Below are 14,658 nucleotides of genomic sequence, written 5' to 3' on the forward strand. Positions count from 1 at the left end.
GTGCTGCGCGTTGATCTTGTCGGGCGTGATTCTACGGTCTTTCGTGTCAGAATCACCTGATATTTCACCTTCGGTCTGGCGTATGCATTGAATTCCCGCGTTGCGCCTATATCTCTGATGAAACTTCCTGAAGCAAAAAAGGTCGGAGGTTGACCGGGTAATTACACTGTGGGAGTGTTCGCCACTGCCACGTAAAGTTATAGTGTGGGCCACTGTCCGCAATGATTCCCGAGGTTTTGAAGCTTCGGTTTTGGAGAAAGGATGAAATCACTGTTTAAAGTCACATTGTTAGCTACCACCATGGCCGTCGCGCTGAATGCACCGCTGGCAATGGCAGCAGAAACCACTGCGGCACCGGCTGACGCAGCGCAGGCTGCGCCACAGGCGCCGAAAAATGCTGCCTTCAAAAACGAAGACCAGCAGTCAGCCTATGCGCTGGGCGCCTCCCTGGGTCGCTACATGGACAACTCTCTGAAGGAGCAGGAGAAACTGGGTATCAAACTTGACAAAGACCAGCTGATTGCCGGTGTTCAGGATGCGTTTGGCGGCAAGAGCAAGCTGTCTGACGAAGAGATTGAGCAGACGCTGCAGGCGTTTGAAGGCCGCGTGAAAGGGGCCGCTCAGGCGAAGATGGAAAAAGACGCGAAAGAGAATGCCGACAAAGGCACCGCTTACGCGGACAAGTTCGCCAAAGAGAAGGGCGTGAAGAAAACCGAATCTGGCCTGCTGTATCAGGTAGAGAAAGAGGGCAGCGGTGAAACCCCGAAAGACAGCGATACCGTGGTGGTTAACTACAAAGGTACGCTGATTGACGGCACCGAGTTCGACAACTCTTACACCCGCGGCGAGCCGCTGTCGTTCCGTCTGGACGGCGTAATCCCGGGCTGGACCGAAGGTCTGAAGCACGTGAAGAAAGGCGGTAAGATCAAGCTGGTGATCCCACCGAACCTGGCTTACGGCAAAAACGGCGTACCGGGTATTCCGGCCAACTCAACGCTGGTGTTCGATGTTGAGCTGCTCGACATCAAGCCGGCGCCGAAAGCCGATGAGAAAGCGCAGGCTCCGGCCGCTGCTGACAAGAAAGCGCAGTAAGCTGACTTGCACCGCCGCCTTCGGGCGGCGGTTTTGTTTTCGCTCATCCTGAATTTGCGGCGCGATGAGTAAAGCTCTGGCTAAAAACGGCGACATTTGCCAGACTAGCGCCTGCACAATGATCATAAGATGAGTCTGCCCCAATGCTGTCGAGACAGGCTCCAGCCATTTAGGGTAATGTCTTCGATGTCTAATCCATTCAATCCCGGCGAACTGACTGACTTCGATTTACTGGAGCAGCGTCCGTTCGAACAAGCAGACTACGATATTCTGAAATCCTACGAAGCGGTGGTCGACGGTCTGGCGATGCTGATTGGCTCGCACTGCGAAATCGTGCTGCACTCTCTGGAAGATCTTAAATGCTCCGCCGTGCGTATCGCCAACGGCGAACATACCGGCCGCAAAGTGGGTTCCCCGATTACCGATCTGGCGCTGCGCATGCTGCATGATATGCACGGCGCGGAGAGCAATGTGTCGCGCGCCTACTTCACGCGAGCCAAAAGCGGTGTACTGATGAAGTCGGTAACCATTGCCATCCGTAACCGGCAGCAGCGGGTGATTGGTCTGCTGTGCATCAATATGAACCTGGACGTACCGTTTTCGCAGATTATGTCGACTTTCATGCCGCCGGAAACGCAGCAGGTGGATTCCAACGTCAACTTTGCCAGCTCGGTAGAGGATCTGGTCACCCAGACGCTGGAGTTCACTATTGAAGAGGTGAGCGCCGATCGCAACGTGTCGAATAACGCCAAGAATCGCCAGATCGTCCTCAATCTGTACGAGAAGGGCATTTTCGATATTAAGGACGCCATTAACCAGGTGGCCGATCGCCTCAATATTTCTAAGCACACCGTGTATCTGTATATCCGCCAGTTTAAGAGTGGCGATCTGCAGGGGCAGGATCGCTAATGCGCTACACGCTGCTGGTGACCGGGCCGGCTTACGGCACACAGCACGCCAGTAGCGCGCTGCTGTTTGCCCGTGCGCTGCTGGCGCAGGGACATCAGCTGGAAAGCGTGTTCTTTTACCGCGAAGGCGTGCTGAATGCTAACCAGCTCAGCGCGCCGGCCAGCGATGAAGTGGACATGGTGCGCGCCTGGCAGCAGCTGCGCGACGACAGTGGCGCGGCACTGAATATCTGTGTGGCAGCCGCGTTGCGGCGCGGCGTGACCGATGCGCAGGAGGCAGCGCGCCTGCAGCTGGCGGGCAGCAATCTGCAGCCCGGATTTACCCTTAGCGGCCTGGGCGCACTGGCGGAAGCCGCCCTGAGCTGCGATCGCCTGGTGCAGTTCTGATGAACCGCGTGGCGTTTCTGTTTACGCAGGCTCCGCACGGCAGCAGTGCTGGCCGGGAAGGGCTGGATGCCGTGCTGGCGACCGGCGCGCTGAGTGAGGATATCGGCCTGTTCTTTATTGGCGACGGCGTGCTGCAGCTCAACCGCGATCAGCAGCCGGCGCAGATTCTGGCGCGTGACTATATTGCGACCTTTGGCGTGCTGGCGCTATACGACATCGATCGCTGCTATATCTGTCAGGCGTCACTGCTGGCACGTGGCCAGAGCCTCACGGCAGCGCGCGTGCTGGATGCGCAGCTGCTGGAACCTGCCGCGCTGCGCCAGACGCTGGCAACTTATGACCGTATCCTCCGTTTCTGAGAACTGACCATGCTCTACACCCTGCTGCACTCTCCCTGGCAATGCGATTTCGATAGCCTGCTGCTGCTGTTACAGGAGGGCGATGACGTGCTGCTGTTACAGGATGGTGTGACGGCCGCGCTGGCAGGCAGTGAGAAGCTGCAGCAGCTGCTGGCGTCGCCCGCCACGCTGTGGGTATTAGAAGAAGACGTGATGGCGCGCGGGCTGACTGCGCAAATTTCGACCAATGTGTCGCGTCTGAACTATACTGGTTTCGTTACGCTGACGACGAAGCATCCACAACAAGTGGCCTGGTGAAGGGTAAAACCTGGTTATTTCTTGACACCCTATGGGCACAGCCCTAAAATTCTGCCTCCTCGTAGTAATACGAGGCGATTTATTACGTGTTTACGAAGCAAAAGCTAAATCCAGGAGCTATTTAATGGCAACAGTTAACCAGCTGGTTCGCAAACCACGCGTTCGTCAGGTTGCTAAAAGCAACGTGCCGGCGCTGGAAGCTTGCCCGCAAAAACGTGGTGTTTGTACTCGTGTTTACACCACTACCCCGAAAAAACCAAACTCCGCACTGCGTAAAGTCTGCCGTGTGCGTTTGACTAACGGTTTTGAAGTCACCTCCTACATCGGCGGTGAAGGTCATAACCTGCAGGAGCACTCCGTGATCCTGATCCGTGGCGGTCGTGTAAAAGACCTGCCAGGTGTGCGTTACCACACCGTTCGTGGCGCGCTGGACTGCTCAGGTGTTAAAGACCGTAAGCAGGCTCGCTCCAAGTACGGCGTGAAGAAGCCAAAGGCTTAATGGTTCTCCGTTAAGTAAGGCCAAACGTTTTAACTTTAATGTCAAAATAAACTCGTAGAGTTTTGGACAATCCTGAATTAACAACGGAGTATTTCCATGCCACGTCGTCGCGTCATTGGTCAGCGTAAAATTCTGCCGGATCCTAAGTTCGGATCAGAGCTGCTGGCTAAATTTGTAAATATCCTGATGGTAGATGGTAAAAAATCTACTGCTGAATCAATCGTCTATACCGCACTTGATACCCTGGCTCAACGTGCTGGTAAAGATGGTCTGGAAGCTTTCGAAGTTGCACTCGAAAACGTACGTCCGACTGTCGAAGTTAAGTCACGTCGCGTTGGTGGTTCAACCTACCAGGTTCCAGTTGAAGTCCGTCCGGTTCGTCGTAATGCCCTGGCAATGCGTTGGATCGTAGAAGCTGCTCGTAAACGCGGTGATAAATCGATGGCTCTCCGCCTGGCGAACGAACTTTCTGACGCTGCAGAAAACAAAGGTACTGCAGTGAAGAAACGTGAAGACGTTCACCGTATGGCTGAAGCCAACAAGGCGTTCGCACACTACCGCTGGTAATCGCCACGTAGTTGTTGTTAAACCAGCGGGCGCTCATTCAGCCAACCCGCTGGGGTCGACTTACATTGAACGTCCGAGAATCAGAGGAATCAAATGGCTCGTACAACACCCATTGCGCGCTACCGTAACATCGGTATCAGCGCACACATTGACGCCGGTAAAACCACTACCACCGAGCGTATCCTGTTCTACACCGGTGTTAACCACAAAATCGGTGAAGTGCACGATGGCGCTGCAACCATGGACTGGATGGCGCAGGAGCAGGAGCGTGGTATTACCATCACCTCTGCAGCGACCACTGCGTTCTGGTCAGGTATGGCGAAGCAGTTTGAGCCGCACCGCATCAACATCATCGACACCCCGGGACACGTTGACTTCACCATCGAAGTAGAACGTTCTATGCGTGTGCTCGACGGCGCAGTAATGGTTTACTGTGCAGTAGGTGGCGTGCAGCCGCAGTCTGAAACCGTATGGCGTCAGGCAAACAAATATAAAGTTCCACGTATCGCGTTCGTTAACAAAATGGACCGTATGGGTGCGAACTTCCTGAAAGTTGTTGGTCAGATCGAATCACGTCTGGGCGCGACTCCGGTTCCACTGCAGCTGGCTATCGGCGCAGAAGAGAACTTCACCGGTGTTGTTGACCTGATCAAGATGAAAGAGATCAACTGGAACGACGCCGATCAGGGTACTACCTTCGTTTACGAAGATATCCGTGCTGAGTTGCAGGAACTGGCTGAAGAGTGGCGTGGCAAGCTGATTGAAGCAGCTGCTGAAGCTTCTGAAGAGCTGATGGAGAAATTCTTTAGCGGTGAAGAACTGTCTGAAGAAGAGATCAAATCTGCTCTGCGTAAGCGCGTACTGAACAACGAGATCATCCTCGTGACCTGTGGTTCTGCATTTAAGAACAAAGGTGTTCAGGCGATGCTGGATGCAGTCGTTGAATATCTGCCAGCACCAACAGACGTTCCGGCGATCAATGGTATCCTGGACGACGGTAAAGATACCCCGGCTGAGCGTCACGCAACTGACGACGAGCCGTTCTCTGCACTGGCGTTCAAAATTGCCAACGACCCGTTCGTAGGTAACCTGACCTTCTTCCGCGTTTACTCGGGTGTGGTTAACTCGGGCGATACCGTACTGAACTCCGTGAAATCTGCACGTGAGCGTTTTGGTCGTATCGTTCAGATGCACGCTAACAAACGTGAAGAGATCAGCGAAGTTCGCGCAGGCGACATCGCTGCAGCAATCGGTCTGAAAGACGTGATCACCGGTGATACCCTGTGTGATCCATCTAACCCGATCATTCTGGAGCGTATGGAATTCCCTGAGCCGGTAATTTCTATCGCCGTTGAGCCGAAAACCAAAGCTGACCAGGAAAAAATGGGTCTGGCTCTGGGTCGTCTGGCGAAAGAAGACCCGTCATTCCGCGTATGGACTGACGAAGAGTCTAACCAGACCATCATCGCTGGTATGGGTGAACTGCACCTCGACATCATCGTTGACCGCATGAAGCGTGAATTCAACGTTGAAGCGAACGTCGGTAAACCTCAGGTTGCTTACCGCGAAGCGATTCGCTCTAAAGTTACCGATATCGAAGGTAAACACGCCAAGCAGTCTGGTGGTCGTGGTCAGTACGGTCATGTTGTTATCGACATGTACCCACTGGAGCCGGGTTCGAATCCGAAAGGCTACGAATTTGTCAACGATATCAAAGGTGGTGTGATTCCTGGTGAATACATCCCTGCGGTTGATAAAGGTATCCAGGAGCAGCTGAAGTCTGGTCCACTGGCCGGTTACCCGGTAGTTGATCTGGGCGTGCGTCTGCACTTCGGTTCTTACCATGACGTTGACTCCTCTGAGCTGGCGTTTAAACTGGCCGCTTCTATCGCCTTCAAAGATGGCTTTAAGAAAGCACAGCCGGTTCTGCTTGAGCCAATCATGAAGGTTGAAGTAGAAACCCCAGAAGAGAACACCGGTGACGTTATCGGTGACCTGAGCCGCCGTCGTGGTATGCTGAAAGGTCAGGAATCTAACGCGACTGGCGTTCAGATTCACGCTGAAGTTCCGCTGTCTGAAATGTTCGGATACGCGACTCAGTTGCGTTCTCTGACCAAAGGCCGTGCTTCTTACTCCATGGAGTTCCTGAAGTACGATGATGCGCCGAACAACGTCGCTCAGGCCGTTATTGAAGCTCGTAGCAAATAAGGCTACGGTTTAAAAATTGTGAACTGATGCCTTCATCACTGATGAAGGCATAACGTAAGGATTATCGCCATGGCGAAAGAGCAATTTCAACGTAACAAACTGCACGTAAACGTGGGCACCATCGGTCACGTTGACCACGGTAAAACCACCCTGACTGCAGCCATCACCACCGTTCTGGCTAAAACCTACGGCGGCCAGGCTCGTGCATTCGATCAGATCGATAACGCGCCAGAAGAGAAGGCTCGTGGTATCACCATCAACACCTCTCACGTTGAATATGAAACCCCGACCCGTCACTACGCACACGTTGACTGCCCAGGCCACGCCGACTATGTGAAAAACATGATCACCGGTGCTGCGCAGATGGACGGCGCGATCCTGGTTGTTGCTGCGACTGATGGCCCAATGCCTCAGACCCGTGAGCACATCCTGCTGGGCCGTCAGGTTGGCGTTCCTTACATCATCGTGTTCCTGAACAAGTGCGACATGGTTGATGACGAAGAGCTGCTGGAACTGGTTGAGATGGAAGTTCGCGATCTGCTGTCTCAGTACGACTTCCCAGGCGACGATACCCCAATCGTACGCGGTTCTGCGCTGAAAGCGCTGGAAGGCGACGCTGAGTGGGAAGCGAAAGTCGTTGAGCTGGCTGGTCACCTGGATACTTACATTCCAGATCCAGTACGTGCTATCGATCTGCCGTTCCTGCTGCCAATCGAAGACGTATTCTCAATCTCTGGCCGTGGTACCGTTGTTACCGGTCGTGTTGAGCGCGGCATCGTGAAAGTGGGCGACGAAGTAGAAATCGTAGGTATCAAAGCGACTGCTAAATCTACCTGTACCGGTGTTGAAATGTTCCGCAAACTGCTGGACCAGGGTCAGGCAGGCGAGAACTGTGGTGTTCTGCTGCGCGGTATCAAGCGTGAAGAGATCCAGCGTGGTCAGGTTCTGGCTAAGCCAGGCACCATCAAGCCACACACCAAGTTCGTATCAGAAGTGTACGTACTGTCTAAAGACGAAGGCGGCCGTCATACTCCGTTCTTCAAAGGCTACCGTCCACAGTTCTACTTCCGTACTACTGATGTGACCGGCAACATCGAACTGCCAGAAGGCGTTGAGATGGTAATGCCAGGCGACAACATCAAAATGACCGTTGAGCTGATCCACCCAATCGCGATGGACCAGGGTCTGCGTTTCGCAATCCGCGAAGGCGGCCGTACCGTTGGCGCGGGCGTTGTTGCTGAAGTTCTCGCTTAATTGCGTTAATAACGGTGGTAACTCCGGTTGCCACCGCAGCATGAAAAAGAGCACTTCGGTGCTCTTTTTTTTTGCTTTGCATTGACCGGCACGCCTAATCCCACACAAAAGCTACGTTGAAATAAAAACCATTCTCATTTACACTTTGATCAGAAATTGTACTGGAGTGGGCTGTAAATGTACGTCTGTCTGTGTAATGCCGTAAGCGACCGAACCCTGCGTGAAGTTGTCCGCCGTTATCAACCCAAATCGATTCAGCAACTGCGCCAGCTGGTGCCTATCGGCAAGCAATGCGGCAAGTGTATTCGCGTGGCGCGCGAGATTATGGATGATGAAATGCAAAACGTGCCTCTTTACAAAGAGATAGCGTAACTACGCATCCGCTTCGCCTGAATAACCCCAAAAACTGTCGCGTTTTTTTGACTTCTTTTTATCCGCATCTACGCTCTATTTATCTGCAAGCGGAGGAAGCACAATGAAGGGCGACGGCAAAATCATTACTCACCTCAATAAATTGCTGGGAAATGAACTGGTTGCAATCAATCAGTACTTTCTACATGCGCGCATGTTCAAAAACTGGGGCCTGATACGCCTCAACGATGTTGAATACCATGAATCCATTGATGAAATGAAACATGCGGACAAGTACATCGAACGCATTTTGTTTCTCGAAGGCATTCCTAATCTGCAGGATCTCGGCCGGCTGCGCATTGGTGAAGACGTACCGGAAATGCTGCAATCGGATCTGACGCTCGAACTGGAAGGGGCGAAAGACTTACGCGAAGCGATTGCGTACGCCGATAAAGTTCATGATTACGTCAGCCGCGACATGATGATCGAGATTCTGGCGGATGAAGAGCACCATATCGACTGGCTGGAAACCGAGCTCGACCTGATTCAGAAACTGGGTCTGCAAAACTATCTGCAGGCCCAGCTGAAAGAAGAGGGCGACAAGTAGCGTTTGCCGTGCCGTTCCACCTGTTGATTGCAGCCCGCCCCGTGCGGGCTTTTTTACCGGCGCGTGCTTTTGCGGTTAAAAACGCAGCATGGGTTGCTTCCTGAACAGATTTGCGTATAATGCGCGGGCCTGCCGATATTGGTGTGGCGCGATTCGAGCAGAATCGCAGGCGATAGCGATTAGTGTATCGCCTGACAATACTCCCGATTGGGGAGTTATATGCTGAACGATTACACTCCCCCATCAATCGTAATGGGTGCGGGTAGTAATTTTTTTCGTTTATAAAATGTTTGGAGCCTTGGTCTCATGTCGAACCAAAGAATCCGTATCCGTCTTAAAGCGTTTGATCATCGCCTGATCGATCAATCAACCGCGGAAATCGTCGAGACTGCCAAGCGCACTGGTGCGCAGGTACGTGGTCCGATCCCGCTGCCGACTCGCAAAGAGCGCTTCACCGTTCTGATCTCTCCGCACGTTAACAAAGATGCGCGTGATCAGTACGAAATCCGCACTCACAAGCGTCTGGTAGACATCGTTGAGCCAACTGAAAAAACCGTTGATGCTCTGATGCGTCTGGATCTGGCTGCCGGTGTTGACGTGCAGATCAGCCTGGGTTAATCAGGTCATCGAGCGATTGAGAGGTTGATACAATGATTGGTTTAGTCGGTAAAAAAGTGGGCATGACGCGCATCTTCACTGAAGAAGGCGTTTCAATCCCAGTAACCGTAATCGAAGTTGAAGCAAACCGCGTTACCCAGGTCAAAGGTCTGGAAAACGATGGTTACCAGGCGATCCAGGTTACCACCGGTGCGAAAAAAGCAAACCGTGTTGGTAAGCCGGAAGCAGGTCATTTTGCTAAAGCTGGCGTTGAAGCTGGCCGTGGTCTATGGGAATTCCGCACCGAAGGTGAAGAATACTCTGTTGGCCAGAGCATCAGTGTTGAAATTTTCGCTGACGTTAAAAAAGTAGACGTTACCGGTACCTCTAAAGGTAAAGGTTTCGCAGGTACCGTTAAGCGCTGGAACTTCCGTACCCAGGACGCTACGCACGGTAACTCCTTGTCTCACCGCGTTCCGGGTTCTATCGGTCAGAACCAGACTCCGGGCAAAGTGTTTAAAGGCAAGAAAATGGCTGGTCAGCTGGGTAATGAGCGCGTAACCGTTCAGAGCCTGGAAGTAGTACGTGTTGACGCTGAGCGCAACCTGCTGCTGGTCAAAGGTGCTGTCCCGGGTGCAACCGGCAGCGACCTGATTGTTAAACCAGCTGTGAAGGCGTAAGGGGATAGCAATGGAATTAGTACTGAAAGACGCGCAGAGCGCGCTGACTGTTTCCGAAACTACCTTCGGTCGTGATTTCAACGAAGCGCTGGTTCACCAGGTTGTTGTTGCTTACGCTGCAGGTGCTCGTCAGGGTACTCGCGCGCAGAAAACTCGTGCTGAAGTAACTGGTTCAGGCAAAAAGCCATGGCGTCAGAAAGGCACCGGCCGTGCGCGTTCAGGTTCTATCAAGAGCCCGATCTGGCGTTCAGGTGGCGTGACCTTCGCTGCGCGTCCACAGGACCACAGTCAAAAAGTTAACAAAAAGATGTACCGCGGCGCGCTGAAAAGCATCCTGTCCGAGCTGGTACGTCAGGACCGTCTGATCGTTGTCGAGTCGTTCTCTGTTGAAGCGCCTAAAACTAAGCTGCTGGTACAGAAACTGAAAGACATGGCGCTGGAAGACGTGCTGATCATCACCGGTGAACTTGATGAGAATCTGTTCCTGGCTGCGCGTAACCTGTACAAGGTTGACGTGCGTGATGCAGCGGGTATCGACCCAGTTAGCCTGATCGCCTTCGACAAAGTCGTTATGACTGCAGAAGCAGTTAAGCAAGTTGAGGAGATGCTGGCATGATCCGTGAAGAACGTCTGCTGAAAGTACTGCGCGCGCCGCACGTATCTGAAAAAGCATCAACCGCGATGGAAAAAACCAATACCATCGTTCTCAAAGTTGCCAAAGACGCGACCAAAGCAGAGATCGTTGCTGCTGTTGAGAAACTGTTCGAAGTAGAAGTGAAAGACGTAAACACCCTGGTTGTTAAGGGTAAAGTTAAGCGTCACGGACAGCGTATCGGTCGTCGTAGCGACTGGAAAAAAGCTTACGTCACCCTGAAAGAAGGCCAGAACCTGGACTTCGTCGGCGGCGCTGAGTAAGTCGGAGGAGAAAGACAATGGCAGTTGTTAAATGTAAACCGACATCTCCGGGTCGTCGTCACGTTGTTAAAGTGGTGAACCCTGAGCTGCACAAAGGCAAGCCTTTTGCCGCGCTGGTTGAAAAAAACAGCAAATCCGGTGGTCGTAACAACAATGGTCGTATCACTACCCGTCATATCGGTGGTGGTCACAAGCAGGCTTACCGTATTGTTGACTTCAAACGCAACAAAGATGGTATCCCGGCAGTTGTTGAGCGTCTTGAGTACGATCCGAACCGTTCTGCGAACATCGCACTGGTTCTGTACAAAGATGGCGAGCGCCGTTACATCCTGGCCCCTAAAGGCCTGAAAGCTGGCGACCAGATTCAGTCTGGCGTTGATGCTGCGATCAAAGCAGGTAACACCCTGCCGATGCGTAACATCCCGGTTGGTTCAACCGTGCATAACGTAGAAATGAAACCAGGTAAAGGCGGTCAGATTGCCCGTTCTGCTGGTGCTTACGTGCAGATCGTTGCGCGTGAAGGTTCCTACGTTACCCTGCGTCTGCGTTCAGGCGAAATGCGTAAAGTCGAAGCTGACTGCCGCGCAACCCTGGGCGAAGTCGGTAACGCTGAGCACATGCTGCGCGTTCTGGGTAAAGCCGGTGCAACCCGTTGGCGTGGTGTTCGTCCTACCGTTCGCGGTACTGCGATGAACCCAGTCGATCACCCGCACGGTGGTGGTGAAGGTCGTAACTTTGGTAAGCACCCGGTAACTCCGTGGGGCGTTCAGACCAAAGGTAAGAAGACCCGTAGCAACAAGCGTACTGATAAATTTATCGTACGTCGCCGTAGCAAATAATTTTAGAGGATAAGCCATGCCACGTTCTCTCAAGAAAGGTCCTTTTATTGACCTGCACTTGCTGAAGAAGGTAGAGAAAGCGGTGGAAAGCGGTGACAAGAAGCCCCTGCGCACTTGGTCCCGTCGTTCAACGATCTTCCCTAACATGATCGGTTTGACCATCGCTGTCCATAATGGTCGTCAGCACGTTCCTGTCTTTGTTTCCGACGAAATGGTCGGCCACAAGCTGGGTGAATTTGCACCGACACGTACTTATCGCGGCCACGCTGCTGATAAGAAAGCCAAGAAGAAATAAGTAGGAGGAAGAGATGGAAACTATTGCTCAACATCGCCATGCTCGTTCTTCTGCTCAGAAGGTTCGCCTTGTTGCTGACCTGATTCGCGGTAAGAAAGTGTCGCAGGCTCTGGATATTCTGACTTACACCAACAAGAAAGCGGCTGTACTGGTTAAGAAAGTCCTGGAATCTGCCATTGCTAACGCCGAACACAACGATGGCGCTGATATCGACGATCTGAAAGTTGCGAAAATTTTCGTAGATGAAGGCCCTAGCATGAAGCGCATTATGCCGCGTGCTAAAGGTCGTGCAGATCGCATCCTGAAGCGCACCAGCCACATTACTGTGGTTGTGTCCGATCGCTGAGACTCTGGAGACTAGCAATGGGTCAGAAAGTACATCCTAATGGTATTCGCCTGGGTATTGTAAAACCATGGAACTCTACCTGGTTTGCGAACACCAAAGAATTCGCTGACAACCTGGACAGCGACTTTAAAGTACGTCAGTTCCTGAACAAAGAACTGGCAAAAGCGTCTGTATCTCGCATCGTTATCGAGCGTCCGGCTAAGAGCATCCGTGTGACCATTCACACCGCTCGCCCGGGTATCGTTATCGGTAAAAAAGGTGAAGACGTTGAAAAACTGCGCACGGTCGTAGCGAACATCGCTGGCGTTCCTGCACAGATCAATATCGCCGAAGTCCGTAAACCGGAACTGGACGCAAAACTGGTTGCTGACAGCATCACTTCACAGCTGGAGCGTCGTGTGATGTTCCGTCGTGCGATGAAGCGTGCTGTACAGAACGCAATGCGTCTGGGCGCTAAAGGTATCAAAGTTGAAGTTAGCGGCCGTCTGGGCGGTGCTGAGATCGCACGTACCGAATGGTACCGTGAAGGTCGTGTACCGCTGCACACTCTGCGTGCTGACATTGACTACAACACCTCTGAAGCGCACACCACTTATGGTGTAATCGGCGTTAAGGTATGGATCTTCAAAGGTGAGATCCTGGGTGGTATGGCTGCTGTTGAACAACCGGAACCGGCTGCTCAACCTAAAAAGCAGCAGCGTAAAGGCCGTAAGTAAGGAGAGTCGCTGATGTTACAACCAAAGCGTACGAAATTCCGTAAAGTGCACAAAGGCCGTAACCGCGGTCTGGCGCAGGGTACGGATGTTAGCTTCGGTACTTTCGGTCTGAAAGCTGTTGGCCGTGGTCGTCTGACTGCTCGTCAGATCGAAGCAGCACGTCGTGCTATGACCCGTGCAGTTAAGCGTCAAGGTAAGATTTGGATCCGTGTATTCCCGGACAAACCAATCACCGAGAAGCCGCTGGAAGTGCGTATGGGTAAAGGTAAGGGTAACGTGGAGTATTGGGTTGCCCTGATCCAGCCTGGTAAAGTCCTGTATGAAATGGACGGTGTACCGGAAGAGCTGGCCCGTGAAGCATTCAAGCTGGCAGCAGCAAAACTGCCTATCAAAACCACCTTTGTAACTAAGACGGTGATGTAATGAAAGCAACTGAGCTGCGTGAAAAAAGCGTTGAAGAGCTGAACACTGAGCTGCTTAACCTCCTGCGCGAGCAGTTTAACCTGCGCATGCAGGCAGCATCTGGCCAGCTGCAGCAGACCCATCTGCTGAAGCAAGTTCGCCGTGATGTTGCACGCGTTAAGACTTTACTGACTGAGAAGGCGGCGTAATGACCGATAAAATCCGTACTCTGCAGGGTCGTGTTGTTAGTGACAAAATGCAGAAATCTGCTGTTGTTGCTATCGAGCGTTTCGTGAAGCACCCGATCTACGGTAAATTCATTAAGCGTACGACTAAGCTGCACATCCATGACGAGAACAACGAGTGTGGTATTGGTGACGTGGTTGAAATCCGCGAAACCCGTCCACTGTCCAAGACTAAGTCCTGGACTCTGGTTCGCGTTGTAGAGAAAGCGATTCTGTAATAGAATCCGCTTCCTCTAAAAACAAAATGAACGGCTCTATGGAGCCGTTCATTTTTTCTACCCATCTGCGAGAACCGGTGTTATAATGCCGCGCCCTCAATTATGGGGCTTTTTAACGACCTGAGGTTTGGGTCCCGAAGTAGTAGTTGACATTAGCGGAGCACTAAAATGATCCAAGAACAGACTATGCTGAACGTCGCCGACAACTCCGGTGCACGTCGCGTAATGTGTATCAAGGTTCTGGGTGGCTCGCACCGTCGCTACGCAGGCGTCGGCGATATCATCAAAGTGACCATCAAGGAAGCAATTCCGCGTGGCAAGGTGAAAAAAGGTGATGTCCTGAAAGCGGTAGTGGTGCGCACCAGGAAGGGTGTTCGTCGCCCGGACGGTTCTGTCATTCGCTTCGATGGTAATGCATGCGTTATTCTGAACAATAACAGCGAGCAGCCTATCGGAACGCGTATTTTTGGGCCGGTAACTCGTGAACTTCGTACTGAAAAGTTCATGAAAATTATCTCTCTGGCACCAGAAGTACTCTAAGGAGCGAACAATGGCAGCGAAAATCCGTCGTAACGACGAAGTTATCGTGCTTACCGGTAAAGACAAAGGTAAACGCGGTAAAGTAAAGAATGTCCTGACTTCTGGTAAGGTCATCGTTGAAGGTATCAACCTGGTTAAGAAACACCAGAAGCCGGTTCCGGCTCTGAACCAACCAGGCGGCATCGTTGAAAAAGAAGCTGCTATTCAGGTTTCTAACGTTGCAATCTTCAATGCGGCAACCGGCAAGGCTGACCGTGTAGGCTTTAGATTCGAAGACGGTAAAAAAGTCCGTTTCTTCAAGTCTAACAGCGAAACTATCAAGTAATTTGGAGTAGT

Annotated in this window: 24 protein-coding genes; all 24 read left to right on the plus strand. The window is 52.3% G+C overall.

What is annotated here, in order from left to right:
* Window positions 1-261: 261 nt before the first annotated feature.
* The 24 genes from fkpA to rplX all read left to right on the plus strand — a co-directional run bounded on the left by fkpA (window position 262) and on the right by rplX (window position 14,647).
* Entirely contained in the window at window positions 262-1,092 is an 831-nt protein-coding gene (gene fkpA / locus AC6I8P_RS01590; RefSeq protein WP_021507456.1) for an FKBP-type peptidyl-prolyl cis-trans isomerase, read from the plus strand.
* A gap of 186 nt (window positions 1,093-1,278) precedes the next feature.
* Window positions 1,279-2,001: a helix-turn-helix transcriptional regulator gene (locus AC6I8P_RS01595; protein WP_021507457.1), complete on the plus strand. Its 723-nt coding sequence runs from the start codon at window positions 1,279-1,281 to the stop codon at window positions 1,999-2,001.
* Entirely contained in the window at window positions 2,001-2,387 is a 387-nt protein-coding gene (gene tusD, locus AC6I8P_RS01600; RefSeq protein ID WP_021507458.1) for a sulfurtransferase complex subunit TusD, read from the plus strand. Before AC6I8P_RS01595 ends, tusD begins: the two co-directional genes overlap by 1 nt.
* Window positions 2,387-2,746, plus strand: a complete 360-nt coding sequence (tusC, locus tag AC6I8P_RS01605; protein WP_021507459.1) for a sulfurtransferase complex subunit TusC — start codon at window positions 2,387-2,389, stop codon at window positions 2,744-2,746. Before tusD ends, tusC begins: the two co-directional genes overlap by 1 nt.
* A gap of 9 nt (window positions 2,747-2,755) precedes the next feature.
* The gene (gene tusB / locus AC6I8P_RS01610; protein ID WP_058759912.1) at window positions 2,756-3,043 is read left to right on the plus strand and encodes a sulfurtransferase complex subunit TusB; all 288 of its coding nucleotides are present in this window, start codon (window positions 2,756-2,758) and stop codon (window positions 3,041-3,043) included.
* A 124-nt stretch (window positions 3,044-3,167) separates the two neighbouring features.
* The gene (rpsL, locus tag AC6I8P_RS01615; RefSeq protein ID WP_010616440.1) at window positions 3,168-3,542 is read left to right on the plus strand and encodes a 30S ribosomal protein S12; all 375 of its coding nucleotides are present in this window, start codon (window positions 3,168-3,170) and stop codon (window positions 3,540-3,542) included.
* A 96-nt stretch (window positions 3,543-3,638) separates the two neighbouring features.
* Window positions 3,639-4,109 (plus strand): 30S ribosomal protein S7, encoded by a 471-nt coding sequence (gene rpsG, locus AC6I8P_RS01620; RefSeq protein ID WP_007886246.1) that lies wholly within the window; start codon window positions 3,639-3,641, stop codon window positions 4,107-4,109.
* 93 nt (window positions 4,110-4,202) lie between these two features.
* A complete protein-coding gene (fusA, locus tag AC6I8P_RS01625; RefSeq protein WP_021507461.1) occupies window positions 4,203-6,317 on the plus strand; it encodes an elongation factor G in 2,115 nt (704 codons plus the stop codon).
* 69 nt (window positions 6,318-6,386) lie between these two features.
* Entirely contained in the window at window positions 6,387-7,571 is a 1,185-nt protein-coding gene (gene tuf / locus AC6I8P_RS01630) for an elongation factor Tu (RefSeq protein ID WP_058770981.1), read from the plus strand.
* A gap of 177 nt (window positions 7,572-7,748) precedes the next feature.
* Window positions 7,749-7,943, plus strand: coding sequence for a bacterioferritin-associated ferredoxin (bfd, locus tag AC6I8P_RS01635; RefSeq protein ID WP_021508212.1), 195 nt, complete (start codon window positions 7,749-7,751; stop codon window positions 7,941-7,943).
* 103 nt (window positions 7,944-8,046) lie between these two features.
* Window positions 8,047-8,529 carry a bacterioferritin gene (bfr, locus tag AC6I8P_RS01640; RefSeq protein WP_021508213.1) on the plus strand — a complete coding sequence of 161 codons (483 nt, stop codon included), beginning with the start codon at window positions 8,047-8,049 and terminating at the stop codon, window positions 8,527-8,529.
* Between the two features lie 306 nt (window positions 8,530-8,835).
* Entirely contained in the window at window positions 8,836-9,147 is a 312-nt protein-coding gene (gene rpsJ, locus AC6I8P_RS01645; protein WP_006120582.1) for a 30S ribosomal protein S10, read from the plus strand.
* 32 nt (window positions 9,148-9,179) lie between these two features.
* Window positions 9,180-9,806 (plus strand): 50S ribosomal protein L3, encoded by a 627-nt coding sequence (gene rplC / locus AC6I8P_RS01650; protein ID WP_021508214.1) that lies wholly within the window; start codon window positions 9,180-9,182, stop codon window positions 9,804-9,806.
* Between the two features lie 10 nt (window positions 9,807-9,816).
* Complete coding sequence (gene rplD / locus AC6I8P_RS01655; protein WP_021508215.1) at window positions 9,817-10,422, plus strand: 50S ribosomal protein L4; 606 nt, start codon at window positions 9,817-9,819, stop codon at window positions 10,420-10,422.
* Complete coding sequence (gene rplW, locus AC6I8P_RS01660) at window positions 10,419-10,721, plus strand: 50S ribosomal protein L23 (protein ID WP_010618574.1); 303 nt, start codon at window positions 10,419-10,421, stop codon at window positions 10,719-10,721. Before rplD ends, rplW begins: the two co-directional genes overlap by 4 nt.
* Window positions 10,722-10,738: 17 nt before the next feature.
* Complete coding sequence (gene rplB / locus AC6I8P_RS01665; RefSeq protein ID WP_010618573.1) at window positions 10,739-11,560, plus strand: 50S ribosomal protein L2; 822 nt, start codon at window positions 10,739-10,741, stop codon at window positions 11,558-11,560.
* A 16-nt stretch (window positions 11,561-11,576) separates the two neighbouring features.
* Window positions 11,577-11,855 carry a 30S ribosomal protein S19 gene (gene rpsS / locus AC6I8P_RS01670; protein ID WP_001138115.1) on the plus strand — a complete coding sequence of 93 codons (279 nt, stop codon included), beginning with the start codon at window positions 11,577-11,579 and terminating at the stop codon, window positions 11,853-11,855.
* Window positions 11,856-11,868: 13 nt separating this feature from the next.
* On the plus strand, window positions 11,869-12,201 hold the full coding sequence (gene rplV, locus AC6I8P_RS01675) for a 50S ribosomal protein L22 (protein ID WP_007891659.1): 333 nt from the start codon (window positions 11,869-11,871) through the stop codon (window positions 12,199-12,201).
* Between the two features lie 17 nt (window positions 12,202-12,218).
* On the plus strand, window positions 12,219-12,917 hold the full coding sequence (gene rpsC, locus AC6I8P_RS01680) for a 30S ribosomal protein S3 (protein ID WP_021508216.1): 699 nt from the start codon (window positions 12,219-12,221) through the stop codon (window positions 12,915-12,917).
* A gap of 12 nt (window positions 12,918-12,929) precedes the next feature.
* Window positions 12,930-13,340 (plus strand): 50S ribosomal protein L16, encoded by a 411-nt coding sequence (gene rplP / locus AC6I8P_RS01685; protein WP_002438716.1) that lies wholly within the window; start codon window positions 12,930-12,932, stop codon window positions 13,338-13,340.
* Window positions 13,340-13,528 (plus strand): 50S ribosomal protein L29, encoded by a 189-nt coding sequence (rpmC, locus tag AC6I8P_RS01690; protein ID WP_021508217.1) that lies wholly within the window; start codon window positions 13,340-13,342, stop codon window positions 13,526-13,528. The genes rplP and rpmC overlap by 1 nt, the downstream gene beginning before the upstream one ends.
* On the plus strand, window positions 13,528-13,782 hold the full coding sequence (gene rpsQ / locus AC6I8P_RS01695) for a 30S ribosomal protein S17 (RefSeq protein ID WP_010618568.1): 255 nt from the start codon (window positions 13,528-13,530) through the stop codon (window positions 13,780-13,782). Before rpmC ends, rpsQ begins: the two co-directional genes overlap by 1 nt.
* Before the next feature lie 168 nt (window positions 13,783-13,950).
* Window positions 13,951-14,322, plus strand: coding sequence for a 50S ribosomal protein L14 (rplN, locus tag AC6I8P_RS01700; RefSeq protein WP_006120590.1), 372 nt, complete (start codon window positions 13,951-13,953; stop codon window positions 14,320-14,322).
* 10 nt (window positions 14,323-14,332) lie between these two features.
* A complete protein-coding gene (gene rplX, locus AC6I8P_RS01705) occupies window positions 14,333-14,647 on the plus strand; it encodes a 50S ribosomal protein L24 (protein WP_021508218.1) in 315 nt (104 codons plus the stop codon).
* Window positions 14,648-14,658: the final 11 nt, after the last annotated feature.

It is taken from the genome of gamma proteobacterium symbiont of Lampromicra miyakona, from assembly GCF_059730895.1.